Origin of the sequence: Streptomyces sp. MA5143a, from assembly GCF_900290235.1 — a bacterium.
In the GTDB taxonomy this organism is placed as follows: Bacteria; Actinomycetota; Actinomycetes; order Streptomycetales; family Streptomycetaceae; genus Streptomyces.
In genome coordinates, this window is the sequence record NZ_OLMK01000148.1 from 1 (window position 1) to 13,332 (window position 13,332).

The 13,332-nt window shown below is 69.2% G+C and carries 15 protein-coding genes; 5 read left to right on the forward strand and 10 right to left on the reverse strand.

Annotated features, from left to right (window positions below; genetic code table 11):
• The first annotated feature begins 19 nt into the window (after nt 1-19).
• Together SMA5143A_RS44945 and tpg are read left to right on the forward strand one after the other, a co-directional pair.
• Nucleotides 20-217, forward strand: a complete 198-nt coding sequence (locus SMA5143A_RS44945; protein ID WP_375136610.1) for a helix-turn-helix domain-containing protein — start codon at nt 20-22, stop codon at nt 215-217.
• Nucleotides 168-497: a telomere-protecting terminal protein Tpg gene (gene tpg / locus SMA5143A_RS45065; protein ID WP_441349515.1), complete on the forward strand. Its 330-nt coding sequence runs from the start codon at nt 168-170 to the stop codon at nt 495-497. Before SMA5143A_RS44945 ends, tpg begins: the two co-directional genes overlap by 50 nt.
• On the opposite strand, the gene SMA5143A_RS41945 is transcribed toward tpg, so the two are convergent.
• The 4 genes from SMA5143A_RS41945 to SMA5143A_RS43410 all read right to left on the reverse strand — a co-directional run bounded on the left by SMA5143A_RS41945 (nt 460) and on the right by SMA5143A_RS43410 (nt 4,082).
• Nucleotides 460-1,326, reverse strand: coding sequence for a hypothetical protein (locus SMA5143A_RS41945; RefSeq protein WP_258194067.1), 867 nt, complete (start codon nt 1,324-1,326; stop codon nt 460-462). The genes tpg and SMA5143A_RS41945 overlap by 38 nt on opposite strands.
• A 327-nt stretch (nt 1,327-1,653) precedes the next feature.
• Nucleotides 1,654-3,090, reverse strand: a complete 1,437-nt coding sequence (locus SMA5143A_RS44490; RefSeq protein WP_258194068.1) for an AAA family ATPase — start codon at nt 3,088-3,090, stop codon at nt 1,654-1,656.
• A 72-nt stretch (nt 3,091-3,162) separates the two neighbouring features.
• Entirely contained in the window at nt 3,163-3,948 is a 786-nt protein-coding gene (locus SMA5143A_RS44495; protein WP_258194069.1) for a hypothetical protein, read from the reverse strand.
• Entirely contained in the window at nt 3,945-4,082 is a 138-nt protein-coding gene (locus SMA5143A_RS43410) for a hypothetical protein (RefSeq protein WP_181362294.1), read from the reverse strand. The genes SMA5143A_RS44495 and SMA5143A_RS43410 overlap by 4 nt, the downstream gene beginning before the upstream one ends.
• A 164-nt stretch (nt 4,083-4,246) precedes the next feature.
• Between SMA5143A_RS43410 and SMA5143A_RS44500 the strand changes: the two genes are divergently transcribed.
• Nucleotides 4,247-5,332, forward strand: a complete 1,086-nt coding sequence (locus SMA5143A_RS44500; RefSeq protein ID WP_258194070.1) for a helix-turn-helix transcriptional regulator — start codon at nt 4,247-4,249, stop codon at nt 5,330-5,332.
• A 102-nt stretch (nt 5,333-5,434) separates the two neighbouring features.
• Here SMA5143A_RS44500 and SMA5143A_RS41970 read toward each other — a convergent pair whose 3' ends face one another.
• On the reverse strand, nt 5,435-6,985 hold the full coding sequence (locus SMA5143A_RS41970; RefSeq protein WP_107468030.1) for a serine/threonine-protein kinase: 1,551 nt from the start codon (nt 6,983-6,985) through the stop codon (nt 5,435-5,437).
• 619 nt (nt 6,986-7,604) lie between these two features.
• Here SMA5143A_RS41970 and SMA5143A_RS41975 point away from each other — a divergent pair.
• Nucleotides 7,605-7,928 carry a hypothetical protein gene (locus SMA5143A_RS41975; protein WP_258194071.1) on the forward strand — a complete coding sequence of 108 codons (324 nt, stop codon included), beginning with the start codon at nt 7,605-7,607 and terminating at the stop codon, nt 7,926-7,928.
• Nucleotides 7,929-8,083: 155 nt separating this feature from the next.
• On the opposite strand, the gene SMA5143A_RS41985 is transcribed toward SMA5143A_RS41975, so the two are convergent.
• The 3 genes from SMA5143A_RS41985 to SMA5143A_RS42000 all read right to left on the reverse strand — a co-directional run bounded on the left by SMA5143A_RS41985 (nt 8,084) and on the right by SMA5143A_RS42000 (nt 10,002).
• Entirely contained in the window at nt 8,084-8,467 is a 384-nt protein-coding gene (locus tag SMA5143A_RS41985) for a Tn3 family transposase (RefSeq protein ID WP_107468032.1), read from the reverse strand.
• Nucleotides 8,468-8,781: 314 nt separating this feature from the next.
• Complete coding sequence (locus SMA5143A_RS41995; RefSeq protein ID WP_258194073.1) at nt 8,782-9,270, reverse strand: SCO4402 family protein; 489 nt, start codon at nt 9,268-9,270, stop codon at nt 8,782-8,784.
• Nucleotides 9,271-9,468: 198 nt separating this feature from the next.
• Nucleotides 9,469-10,002: a GNAT family N-acetyltransferase gene (locus tag SMA5143A_RS42000; RefSeq protein WP_107468033.1), complete on the reverse strand. Its 534-nt coding sequence runs from the start codon at nt 10,000-10,002 to the stop codon at nt 9,469-9,471.
• A 430-nt stretch (nt 10,003-10,432) separates the two neighbouring features.
• Here SMA5143A_RS42000 and SMA5143A_RS42005 point away from each other — a divergent pair, with 430 nt between their 5' ends.
• On the forward strand, nt 10,433-11,221 hold the full coding sequence (locus SMA5143A_RS42005) for an alpha/beta fold hydrolase (RefSeq protein ID WP_107468034.1): 789 nt from the start codon (nt 10,433-10,435) through the stop codon (nt 11,219-11,221).
• Nucleotides 11,222-11,528: 307 nt separating this feature from the next.
• Here SMA5143A_RS42005 and SMA5143A_RS42010 read toward each other — a convergent pair whose 3' ends face one another.
• Together SMA5143A_RS42010 and SMA5143A_RS44510 are read right to left on the reverse strand one after the other, a co-directional pair.
• A complete protein-coding gene (locus tag SMA5143A_RS42010) occupies nt 11,529-11,882 on the reverse strand; it encodes a hypothetical protein (RefSeq protein WP_107468035.1) in 354 nt (117 codons plus the stop codon).
• Between the two features lie 719 nt (nt 11,883-12,601).
• Entirely contained in the window at nt 12,602-13,117 is a 516-nt protein-coding gene (locus SMA5143A_RS44510) for a hypothetical protein (protein WP_258194074.1), read from the reverse strand.
• Between the last annotated feature and the right edge of the window lie 215 nt (nt 13,118-13,332).

Genomic DNA, 13,332 nt, shown 5'->3' on the forward strand with positions numbered 1-13,332 from the left:
TGAGAGCCGCCTGCGTTTTCTGCTGGCAGCGCGTGGGGGATCCACTCGGAGGGTGGCCACCATGCTGGGGGTGTCGCAGCGCACCGTGCAACGGTGGGTGACGAAGAAGCCGGGAGCGCGTCGCCCCCCCGGCCCCGACGCAGGCTCGGGCGATCGAGGAAGCAGTCCTGGCTCGGTGGCAGCCCCGGGTACGGGCACGCCTGCGTGCCCAGGCTGAGGCGGAGGGGTTCGTCTTCCGCACCAAGGCGCGATTCGGGTTCGCGGCTCCTGCAGGGTCCTCGGACGATCCGCGGGTGCGGTGGATCGCCCAGGACCTGCCGGGAGAGGTAGCCCGGGAGCTGTTCGCCGCCCGGGATGCCGGCGCAGGCGAGCAGCAGCAGACGGTGATCCTCGCCCGCGCCCTTGGGCACGCCTACTTCCGTGACGGGGGCCGCCGCGCCCATGGTCTGCACATCGCCTTCAGCGACATTGAGTTCGCCGACTTCTCGATCGGCTGAGCCTGCCTCTTCGAGCGACCGCGGCAGGGGGCTCAGCGTCGCGAGGGCCTGGCGCGACTGGCCGGTATCGTTTCGTACCGCTCGGCTTCCTGCCGCTCGCGCCAGTCCCACTCCACACGGCCGGCCGCCCCTGGCGGCGGGCCGCGGGCGGCTGGGGCGGGCGCAGTCGGGCCCTCTGTGCCGCGCGCAGCAGGTGCCCGCGGTCACCTGGCGCGGCGAGCAGTTCCTGGTCCTCGCCGGATACCAGCCGGGTGAAGCAGACCGCGGCCCGCAGAAAGACGCCTGCCCAGGGCGGTACGGGGTAGGCGGCGCAGCCGTCGGTGTAGCGGGCGCGGTCGTGCAGGGCGAGCGTGGCCGCGGCGTCGTCGTAGTCGCGGGGGCGGGCTGTGGCGAGTTGTTGGAGGGAGGCGCCGGTGAACAGCGCGGCGGCGAGGGCCGCGGCCAGTCGCGGATGTGCGGTCGCCGCGTGCAGCCGGTGGGCGACTCGCTGGGCGGTATGCGCAGTGAGAGGAGCGGGCGGTGGGCGGTGCCGCCAGGCGATCGGCGGTGGCGTGCACGGGGCGGCGCAGGGGCGGGGGCTGTCGTAGGAGACGAGGCGGTCCAGTGCGGGCAAGGTGAGCCACCGGATGGCCGGCGCGGCGGGCTCGTCTGCGGGCGGGGGGTCAGCGAGCGGCGTGCCGTAGTAGTGGCGGCGGGCAGCCTCGAAGTCGGCGGTGACGGAGTAGTCGGCCGTCCGCAGGGCCTGGTGCACAGCGGCGGGAAGGTGAGGGCGGTGGCAGACCAGGGTCAGGGGGATACCCGTGCGGGCCTGCAGCTGCAGCAGGCGCATCGTGCGGCGGGGCGGTGAGGCGGTGAGCGCGCAGGACGGTCAGCCGGGTCACAGGCAGGGCGGTCACCCAGGCCGTGGCGGCTTCCCAGGCGGGCTGACGGCCGCCGGGAAAGCGGCCCGGGAGCAGGGGCGGTTTGCCCAGGGCGGCGAGTAGGTCGTGGGCGAGGCCGGTCTCGCTGGTGGTGCCCGGGCCGGGGTGCAGGGTGATCCGGCCGGACGGCGGATGGTGGGCGGCCAGAGTGGTGTGCGTGTGCAGCACGTCGTCGTGACGGTCGAGAACCACGGTGACGGGCGGCAGCGGCGGGGCAGGAGGCATCGACGGTGTGGTCAGGCCAGGCGGCTAAAGGCCCAGCGCAGCAGCTCCTGGTCGACGCGGGCACGTCCCGTACGGGCCAGGGCGGTGCGGGTGTGGGCGGTCAGCTGGGCCCAGGCGCGGAAGTTGCCGTGCGCGGCATGGCTGTCGGCGAAGGCGATGTCCTCGGGCTCGGCGTCCGCCCAGACCGGGTGGAACAGAGGGATCACCTCGAGGACCTCGTCGGGTGTGAGGCGGGTGAACTGCTGCCAGATGAAGATGCGGGAGGACAGCATCGGTTCGCGGCGCAGCACGGTGTGGCAGCCCGCGCCACCGACGAAAATGATCGCCAGCTGGGTGGAGGGTTCGTCCCACAGGTAACGGAAGTACTCGAACGCCTCCCCGTTGAGCCGCTGGGCCTCGTCCACGAGGAAGGTGCGAGGGCGTTCGGCCAGGGCCGTCTTCAGCAGACGGTCGAACTCGCTGGGATGGCGCGGTGGCTCGCCGGCCAGGTCGAGCGCGGTGAACAGTTCGTAGCGCACCGCGCGGGCGGTGGGCCGGGCACGGAAAGTGATCTTGCGGACGTCCTCGCCCGGTTCGAGTGCGCGCAGGCAGATGTTGACGGCGAGGGTCTTGCCGAAGCCGGCGCCGCCATGAATGCACATCATCGCGCGGGCAGCGACCGTGTCGGAGATGTTCTCCCGGGCGGTGAGCAGGGCGCGGGTGGTAACCACGGAGGCGTCCGGCAGGTCGACGTACTGGTAGGTGGCCGCGGTCACGAGGCGTCTCCGTCTTTGTCGGTGGTGGGAGGTGCGGCCCGCCGGTGGCGGCCGTCCGGGGCGGAAGCGCCGGCACGGCCGGACGGGTACCGGACGGGCGGGCCTGGCGTGGTCAGCGCGGCCAGGGAAGCAGGGGTGCGCCAGTCGGCCGGGGGCGCGGCGTGCGGGATGAGGTCCGGCATCGCGAGCCGCGTGAGGTCGGAGTCGGCAGTCCGGGCGAGTGGCCTGGTCGGCCAGGTCCGCGGGGCCCAGGTAGCGGCCCGTGACCGCGTGGTAGACCTCGATCCGGTGATCGTGGTGGGGCATGAAACGGATACGGACCTGGATCCCGGCCTGGCCGGTCATCCACGGCCCCACGTAGTCGCGTTTCCTGAAGCGGATGCCGCGGGTGGTCAGCGTGCGGGTGCCGGCGTCCTCCAGGGTGAACGTCCACAGATCCGCGGCCGGCACATCCCGCAGCGGGGTGGGATCGTCCTGCCACGCCTCAAGCGGAGTCCTGCCCCGCAACGGCGCCGGGCGGTGCTCGGTGTTCCACCAGAGCGTCCAGGCCAGCAGTCGGGTGGTGAAGTCCTCGAAGCCCAGCAGCACTTCGTCCTTCGGACGGGAGGAGCGTTTACCGGGGCGCGGCTGGCGGGCGTAGCCGGGCAGCGCGGCCAGGAACATGCCCTCCACCGCCCGGTTCAGGCCCTCCACCGTGCCCTTGAGGTGAGGGGGTGTAGGCGGGCAGGTCCTCCACCGTCACGTCGAGGAGATCGAACGCAGCGGTCACCGTCCGAGACAGGAAATCCTTGCCACGGCCACCCACACCTTCTCGGGCACGCCGCCGAACGGGCCGTACGGCTCCTCACGCAGGACCGCGGAGCGCAGCGCGGCCAGCACCGACTCCCGCGACGGGTCTCCCGGCGTCACCGCGACGCCGGTGACCGCGTTCGTCGCGCAGTCGGTGAACCACGTGATCCACGGCCTGCGGGCCCTGCCGTCGACGTCGACCAGCACCGGCGCCTGCATGTGGTCGATCTCCCACACCTGGTTGCGCCAGCCCCGCGGCCGGGCCAGGAACACATCATGCTTGCGCGCCGCCCGCTCCCCACCCGCAAGCCCCGCACGCTCCCTGGGCGTCAGATCCCGCTGGATCGCCCGGTGCAGCGTCGGAATCGACGGAGGCGGCTCCCCCTCGCCCCTGGCCGCGCGAGCAATCAGGTCACGATGGACCGCCGCGACGTTGCCCTTCCACAAGGCCAGCAGGCGGCGCACCTCCGGGGTGACGGAGAAGCGGTCTTTGCTCTGGGCCCGCGCCCCGGGCTCCGCGGCCGCGGACTCGTCACGCTCGGCAGCAGCAAGCCACCACCACACCGTGCGCTCCGTCACCTCCAACGACTGAGCCATCAGCCGTACATGACGGATCGTCAGTTTCTGTTCCTGTCGCAGGGCGAGCAGCCTGCGCACGGCAGGTCCGCGCAGCGCCGACAGGGAGGAAGAAGGCAGACCTCCCCGCACGTGCGAACCGTCTGCGTGGCCGCCAGCCTCTCCCGGCCCGAAGGCGCCGGTCACAGCGGTTCCATGAGCCGTGCGCAGGCCCGCTCCAGCAACCGGCGGTCCACCACCGCACGGCTCTTGCCGTAGATCTCGGCAGTCAGGAGCGAGGTGAGCTTCGCCCACGTGGCGGAAATTGCCGTGGCCCACATGCTCGTCCACCCACGCGACATCGTCCTCGCTCACCGAGGACGGCGTGGTCGAGCTGCGTGCCGCGTTCACGAACGGCACCACCACCGGTCACTCGCAGATCGTCGAGGTCACCCTCGACCGTGACGCCGGCAGTTCCCCCTCGGCCCATGTCGGCCCCGGAGCCGTGAACCAGCTCACCGGTGACTACACCCTGTCGGCCACCGACGCCACGGCGTTCGAGGCAAGCGTGGACCGCACGTTCTCCTCCCGCGCCAACGACACCGACACCGAGGGCCAGGCTGAGATCTTCGGTCCCGGCTGGGCATCGTCCATCACTGGCGGGCCGAGCAACTACACACAGCTCCGCGAGACCTCGGACGCCTCCGTCGAGGTGCTCTCCGCCGACGGCAGCGCAATCGCGTTCACCGAGACCAGCAGCGACGGCTGGGAACCGGAGATCGGCGCCGAGTCGCTGAGCTTGACCTACTCGACCCATGCCGGGCGGCAGGTCGATGCCCATTCGGCGGGCGTCGCCGTACGTCAAAGCGGGCCCCGGCTCATCGAGATGGCCCGTGAAGATCAGCACGCCGGAAACGAGCTCCACCTTCTGCGCACCGGTAGGTCACCGGTTCAAGAGCGCACCGACCGTCATCGGAGCGGACGGCGGCAGCAGATCGGGGCCGGGCATGAGCAGTCCCTTCTCCCCTGGTATCGCAGCCAGTGCACGCGCTACCTCAGCCCGCGGCGCTTGGACCTTGCTTCTGCAGGCGCGTGCATCAATGTGTACGGCTACCCGGCGTGCTCCAAGACCTCCGACACGTGGCGCCGACCACTGGACTGCGTCGGGAAGGAGCCGACGTCAGCCAACGGGCTCGGGCACCAGGTCGAAGAAGCGGGCGCGAGCGAGTTCCACACCCACCTCGACGGTCCCGGTCCGGCCATGCCTGAGGGCGCTGACCGTACCGAGATCGCGCGTGCTCTGCTGGCCGTCGCCTCCGCAAGCGCGGTCTACGGTGAGGCAGTCGCCGGGCACATCAGCGCCTTCTTCACCCAGCCCGGACGCCGGTACGCGGCGCTGGTCTTTCCCGAACTGATCGACCGCGAGCGGGAGATCCTTGAGTTCGTGGCCGAAGGGGACTGCAACCACGCCATCGCCCGACGTCTCTTCCTCGCCGAGAAGACCGTCCGCAACCATGTGTCGGCCATCACGAACAGACTCGGGACCGCCAGCAGGGCGGCCGTGGTGGCCCGTGCACGCGAACGTGAATGACGACACCGCTCCGGGGCGGGGGCGGGTCGTGGCCAGAGCCGTTTCCAACGAGTCGCAATCACAGGCAGAGGATCTCGAATTCGTGCTCGTCGACCGCTCAGCTCAGGCCCTCACGATCCGTAGCACCGACGCGATCAGCAGGATGGGTGAGACCCCTGTCCCAATGATGATCACCGGCATGGCCACCCACAGAAGGGGGTGCTCACCGGCCTCGTAGGGCATGTCCTCGTGCACGATCATGAACCACGCCAGGTGCAGGGCCGTGCCCGCCATCAGGGCGATCCAGTACAGGCCGACCCCGGCCGACCACAGCCGGACCATGACGGGCGGTACGGTCATCAGCCGCTTCCGGTAGACGTGTAGCCAGGCCATGGCGCCGAAGAGTAGGAGCGTCACGGGGAAGCGCCACCAGTCGTTCATGGCCCACTGGTGCGCGCCACTCTGCTGCTCTGATTCGGAAGGGTACTGTGCCGCCCGGTCCAGAAGATCGAACCCTCCGATGAGAAGGGCGACGACCGGGATCAGGAAGAACAGCCCGTAGAGGGGTTTGCCGAGACCCGTGGTCAGGGCTCTGACGGCGACCTTTCGCCGGGAGGGCGCGGCCGACGACGCGGCACGAGCTCGTGTCGGCCCAGATGCTGACCGGCCGGCGAGGACCGCCGTGGGCGGCGGGGTGTGCAGGGGAAGCGCGGTGGTGGCCACTCCGTCTGGTCCGGAGACCGCCCCGGACGCCTGCTGTCGTACGAGGTGCTCCGCCTTTCCCTCCAGCTCCTCTGCCTCCGCGTTGAGTAGCTCCTCCGCCTTCTGGGCGATTCCGACAACCACTGGCGCCGGCAGCCAGGGACCCGTGCCCGCCAGTTCCTCGGTCGCGGCGGCGATCTCCGTGACAGTCGGGCGGTCCTCCGGCCGCTTAGCCAGGCAGTGCCGGGCCAGCTCTCCGAACCGGCTCTCGACCCCGCGGAGGTCCGGTTCGTGGTGCACGAGCCGGTACAGCAGTTCGGCCACCGACCCGCCGCCGAACGGGCCGCGCCCGGTCGCCGCGAAGGCCAGCACCGCTCCCAGGGAGAACACGTCCGCCGCGGGGCCGAGGGGCCGGCCCTCCGCCTGCTCCGGTGACATGTAGCCAGGCGACCCCACCACCAGACCGGTCCCGGTCAGCGCCGTCTCGTCGGCGGATCGGGCGATGCCGAAGTCGATGAGCAGCGGCCCCGACTGGGAGAGCAGCACGTTGGACGGCTTGACGTCCCGGTGCACCAGACCTGCCCCGTGCACCCCCGCCAGCGCCTTCGCGAGTCCGGAGAGCAGCCGCCACAGCGCCTCCTGGGGCAACGGCCCGTGGCCGATGACGGCGTCGGAGAGCGCGGGCCCCGGTACGTACGCCGTGGCGAGCCAGGGCACCTCCGCCTCCGGGTCGGCGTCCAGGACCGGGACGGTCCCCGCTCCCCGGAGCGACTGGGCGGCCCTGACTTCGCGGGCGAAGCGCCGACGGAAGCCCGGGTCGCCGGCGATCGTTTCGTGCACCACCTTGAGGGCGACAGTCCGTCCGCCCGGCGACCGGCCGAGGTAGACGCGGCCCATGCCGCCCTCCCCCAGCCGGTAAAGGAGCCGGTACGCGCCCACCCGGCGCGGATCGGTCGCGGTCAACGGCTGCATGCCACACCCCCGTGAGACCCCACCCCCACGTGAGAGCCCGTCACGTGAGCGTCAGCCAGCATGGCACAGCGGCCCTGTCCCCGACACGGGAGCACGTGAACCCGCAGGGCGCGCAGGGTACGGGCCGGTAGTGTGTGCGAGTCGCCGTCATGCCCATACAGGTGGAATCTGCTGCAAATACGGTAGTGACCTGCAGTCGTGAGCCCTCCGTCCAGGACGTGACCGCCAGCAACGTCGAGGAATACCTAGCCGTGCCCCTCGCCGCGCTCAAGGCGTTCTGCGGCCTCCGGCGGAGGGCCTGTGGGCGGGCAGCCCCGCCTTGGCACGCCAGTAGTCTGCGTCGCGTGGTTCGGCCAGCCTTCCGATGAGGCGCTCAGCCCCTGCACGGAAGGCATGCGCATGCGGCCTGCGCAACAGAAGCAGATCCGGACAGGTCGGACGTAGGAGTGGGTGGATGGGCTTGGATGCGGAGCGGCGGTCCTGGGAGCTGCGGTCGGGAGTCGGGGTGGGGCCGTTGCAGTTCGGGATGTCTCCAGCCGAGGTCGCCCAGGTACTTTTGGTCTCTGAACCACAGGAACGGGTTGGCGGTCCGTATGGGCAGGAGGACTTCCCGGGTGGGGTGAAAGCGTTCTACGACGCGAGCGAGCTCGCATGCGTTGCGCTGGATGCGGTTACGGGTCCGCAGGTCTTCCTGTCTGGCTTCCCGCTGGCGGGAAGCGATCCGGAGCAGGTCCGGCAGTTCCTGCTGGACCACGCTGCGGAGCATGGGAACTGGGTGCTCTATACGCCTGATGGCTCGCTTTCTCTGACTGATATCGGGGTTCTTGTGCGCTCACAGCAGGTCGGGGCAGCGCGCCTGACACGTCCGCTCTTCGTGAAGGAGGAGTGGTTGGAATCGCAGTACTTCCGGGACCACCTTCCGCTTGAGGGTGGCTCAGGCTGAGCGCTCGATCTGGCGAACCACGCCAGACCTTAGAACAGATGTGGCGCGCCGCGCTCACGCTGCCCGAGTCCTCCGGACCTCACGTGTGGCTCCACGGTGACCTCAAGCCGACCGGGGCCACCTGCTGCTACAGCCCGGCTCCGGCTCGTCGATCGTCACGGTCCGCAGGGGCCGGTGGCCCTGCTCGTCGAGCTGGGCGAGTTCGTGTTCGTAGTCGACGGTGATGGAGCATAGTAGTTCACGGCCGAGCTGCGGACCGGGGAGATGTGCGCCAGGATCTCGGCGTCCACCTCGCGGCCAGCGCCGCGCAGTTCGCCGACGGCCAGGCCCATGTACTCGGTGTGCCAGCAGACCACCGTGTTGGTCACGACGGTCAGGCACCACGCCTGCTCGTTCTGCTGTTCGGGCTGGCGCCGAGTGACCTTGCCCTCGCGGGCGTAGTGGAGCTGGCGGCGCAGAGAGTGAAGCGACTCGCCCTTGTTCAGCTGCCGGGCGATCTTCCTCCTGTAGCCCTCGTCGACAGGTACTTGGCTGTGCAGATCGTGCGCCGGATCGCCCCGTACTCCTTCAGCGCGGCGGCCAGCGCGTTCTGCCGGGAGGCAGCTTGCCGACGATCAGGGAGGCGGTGGCGTGCCCGTACTTCAGGGATCCGGCGAGGCGGAGCAGGCCGTCCCAGTGGGCTGCCTGCTGCAGGAGTGGATCCGGCAGGCCGAGCAGGACGCGCCGAAGCCCATGAAGGGCTTCGCCAGCTTCCTCCGTCAGGACCTCGACGCCGTCACCGCCGGTCTCACCCTCCCGTGGAGTTCAGGCGTCGTCGAAGGACACGTGAACCGGGTGAAAACGCCCAAGCTGGCTATGGATGGCCGGGCCTTGTTCGAACTCCTCCGGACGCGCATCCTCCCCCAGTCGTCGATGCCCCCTCAGCGGGCCGCTGGCAGTGAGGGAGGTTTAGCTCTTCATGCAGGAGAGCCGCAGCCTGGAGGTCATTGGTGACCATCATCTGAGCCAACCTGCCCGCGACTGCGGTCACGTTAGTCCAGGTTGGAGCATCCAGATAGACCTCGTCCGGGGCACCGCGACCTACTTCTTCCTGCACGGTCGAGTAGACCTCGCCCAGCTCCTTCATGAGCGCGACTTCCTCCTCGGTCCGCAGGCTCTTGCCCAGCCACGGCGCGGGATCGTCTGCGTTGCAAAAGTCGTCGAACAGTACGGTGACCACGTAGTCCAGGTCCTCGAACTCCGCTGGCTGCAGCCAGACATCGCGCGAGGGACTCGCAAGAGCGAGAACTGCTGGCACAACATGAAGTCGGAAGACCGGGAACTCAATGCCGTGATCCGTCACGTCCCGAGCCTACCTACAGGGCCAGGGCAGCGCCCCTTCCCAGTGCGCCTGTTCAAAGCGCGGTCAGAGCCGGTTTGCAAGGCTCTGTCCGCGCCCATGAAAGCGCAGGTCAGTGACGGGAAGACACTATCTGTCCCTCGTGTCCGTACGTCGGGGACATTGGTCAGCTGTCTTGCGATGATCGATGGTTCGGCCGATTTACGCCTGGAACTCGGTGAGGTCGATGGCGTGAACGCGCAGAGGGTAGCCGTACACCGGGTGTACCGTCTCGCGCTCGGGCACCATGCCGAGCTTGCGGATGACGTTCTCGGAGGCGTTGTCCCCCACCCGGTTGATGCTGATGACGCGGTCCAGACCGCGGTCCTGAAGCGCGAACTCCAGCGTGGCGTGCGCGGCTTCGGATGCGTACCCCTGGTCCCAGAACTGTGAACCCAGCCGCCAGCTGATCGCCACGGCCGGCATCACCTCCGGCAGGAACTCGGGCACGGACAGTCCCGTGAAGCCGATCAGTTCGCCCGAGGCCAGCAGTTCGACGGCGAAGAGCCCGAAGCCCTCCTCGTCCCACTCCTCCTCCCATCGCTCGATGGCCTCGGCCGTGTGGTCCAGGTCGCGTACCGAGCCGTCGTCGATCCAGCGCATGACCCGTGGGTCCGCGTTGATGTCCGCCATTGGCACGAGGTCGTCGTCGTGCCAGCTACGGAGGAGGAGACGGGGTGTGCGGATCTCGGTCATGCGCCCATCCTGCCGAAGGCAAACGACTCATCGGTAATCCGGCGCCCGCCCGCGATGCCGCTCCGGAAACACAAGGCGTCAAGCATCCTGCACCCGCACTGTCACGGGGGAACATCGGGCTGAGGGCTGTGCAGACGACGTGCCACTTCGGCAGCACGATCGAGAGGTGAGACCGATTCGGCGGCAGCCTGTCGCAGCACCAACATCATTCACGGAACTGCGGACAGAGCCCTGAAAACGGCCAGGGCTGCTCGTCGCCTCACTCGGTCCGCAGTTCAACGGAATGGGGCGTTTCAACGAGCGCGGCGTGTTGGTCGGCCGGGGGCGCCCGCTCGTGGAGTGTGAGGGTCGGGTTCACACACCTGAGGCCGTGACCGTCTGCGGTGTCCACCGCTGCGACAACGTTGCGGGGCGCGCCTACCATGAAGTCATGGCGACGGTGCAGGTCAGCGGGATGGAGGTCGCTTACGACCGCGTGGGCGAGGGGCCGCCCGTGGTGTTCCTGCACGGTGCGGCAGAGGACGCCCGCGCCTGGCGGCCGCAACTCGACGCCCTCGCAGATGCATTCACGGTCGTGGCCTGGGACGAGCCCGGAGCGGGCCGCTCTTCCGACGTACCCAAGTGCTTCGGCCTCGCGGACTATGCCCACTGTCTGGCCGCGGTCGTAGAGTCGCTGCGGCTCGGTCCGGCGCACATCGTCGGTATCTCCTGGGGCGGTACTCTCGCCCTGGAGTTCTACCGCCACCACGCGGACCTCGTGAGCACGCTGATCCTCGTCGACACCTACGCGGGCTGGAAGGGCTCCCTGCCGGCGGAGGAGGTGCAGGCCAGGGTCGAGGGCGCGCGCCGGATGCTGGCCGCGCCGCGCGGTGAGTTCGATCCGACCCTGCCCGGGCTGTTCGCCGGCGAGCCGCCCGCCGCGTACGTACCGCTGTTGGACGCGATCGCGGCCGTCGTACGCCCGGAGACCATGCGGACGCAGCTGTCCCTCATGGCCGAGACGGATCAGCGGGATCTCCTGCCCACCGTCTCCGTGCCCACCCTGCTGCTCTGGGGAGAGCAGGACGTGCGCTCACCACTGGGCGTCGCGCGCCAGTTCCAGGAAGCGATCCCGGATGCCGAGCTGGTCGTGATCCCGGGCGCGGGGCACGTCAGCCACCTGGAACGGCCCGAGGAGTTCAACCGAGCCGTGCGCGGCTTCTGCCACGCCCACTCCTGAACCGACGCCGTGCCCTCACCGCGTGGCGGACGGTGGCACAGGTCGCTGTGGAACGCCACCCGAGACCGCCTGACGGACGGAGTGATCGCGTCGAGCCAGGGCACACCCCCAATGTGAAATATGGCTGGGGAGATCCATCGAGCGGGTGCGGGAGGTCACCCCCGAGCAGAACGTCGACGGATGGGAGGAGAACGCCCTCTGATCAAGGTGCTGTAGGGCGGACGGGCGTGCCGGACAGGACCCGTACGGGGCGCTCCCGTCCGGGCCCCACGGTGTGCGGTCCGCCAGCCGCGCGCGGGAACGGCCGTCAGAGGTAGCGGTCGAGCGGCTCCGCGACGTAGGTGCCGTCACCCATCGGGGAGCTGGTCAGCTCGAAACGCTCCGGCCCGCGGCCGACGTCGCGCCGGATGACGGTGCCCGCCAGCCGCGTGGTGACGTGCAGGACCGGGTTGCCGTCCGCGTCCGTGCTGTTGAGGAGGGTGTAGCGGCGCACCCCCTGCCGACGCCGGCGGATCGCCCAGGTCACGACGGTCACGACGACGATGACGGCCAGCCCGCCGAGGAATTCGGCGAGCGAGGCTTCGAAGAGCGGCGCCACGCTCTCCGACTCCTCGACACCCAGCTGCGCGGTCAGGGGTGACGAAGCGGTGTACAGGTTCAACGAAGGCCCTTATGTCCGTGGGCCTAGCCCAACTAGAGGTAGGTGACCAGGCCCGATATCTGCGGGGCGCCCATCGACGCGTCAAACCGCGATCCAGGGCCACTGCTGCACTGCATTCCTTGCAGGGACCGCCATGGGGCGGACCGTAGTACGTCGAGTGCCTCGAATAGATCCACTTCCGGCTGACCCTAGGGGCATGCGGACAGTCCCAGATGTGCACGATGACTTCCCTGGACGGCCAGCCCGGGGAGGGGTGCGCGCGACCTTTTACGCCCACCGGTCGGTCGGCGGACCCTCCCGGTCCTCTCGAGGCAGCGGGTACTTCGGGACCTGGTCGTAGGAGACACTCTCGATCGGGCTTGCCTGCTCCCCGGCCGGAGCCACACCAGATACTCGCTCTCGAGTCCTTCGGTCGCCAACTGGTGAGGATGGAGTACTCCGATGCTGCGCTATTCCTCCCCCCCAGCCACGCCGCGTCTGCCGGTGCTCGCCGGCGAACGGTCCCCGAGGCCGGTCCACCGCGTCCTAGCCGAGGAAGCCGACGGCACCGAGTGAGCCTGGATGCCCGTCAAAATTCAAGATCAACTCACTACCCCTTTGAACCGTATCTGGGTCACGCCCCTATCAGCGGACGGGCGCCCGAAGAACTTGACACCCTTTCAGTCGAGCTCTTCGGGTCCCCCAGGGGTGGCCTGCCGACGGCCTGGGCACCGTTGCGCCTACTTCTGAACGAGGTCGTAGACGGCTCGTTGAGGGTCGGTTTTGACGATAAGCCCGTCCGCGCACAGGTCGCGCAGGATCTGCCGGACCCGTTTCTCAGCTGCTCGTTGGTCTTCCCACGTATGACCGTGGTCGCCGAGAGCCTTGATGGCACGCTGCGGATCCCAGGTGCCGCCGAGGGCTTGAATCGCCTGGGCGAGGACATGCCGATCGGGATGATCCTTCTTGCGGTGGTTGGCGATGCTGGCAGGGGCACCGCTGTAGTTGCAGTCGGCGCACTTCTCCCACGAGCAGTCCGGATCGCTGACGGCGGCGTGGCGGACGGAATGGTGCGAGCCGAAGCCATGGGCGTGGAGCAGTTGAGCGACGGACCCGTCGTACTTGAGGGCCATGAGCGCTGCTTCGGCGATCTTGTCGTGGCCGGCGGCGAAGAACTTGCCCAGGCCGACGTCCTTCCCGCAGCCGCACCAACACTTGCCGGTCGGGATGAGGCGAGGCTTCTCATTGCTTGGCATAAACCTAAGGTATCAATCCTTGGATTGCAGTCAAGGTGTTAACCCAAGGATCGCATCCAAGGGTTGCGTCGGCTCGACCAGTGGGATGGGGCATCCCGGACGCCGCCCCGGCATCGAAGCCCTCGGCGAAGTAAACGGGCTGCGTGTGCTCAACCTGCAGCCTCACCCGCCACACTGCCCACCTAGGGCCCGTTGCGAAAGTAGCGTCGTCTGCC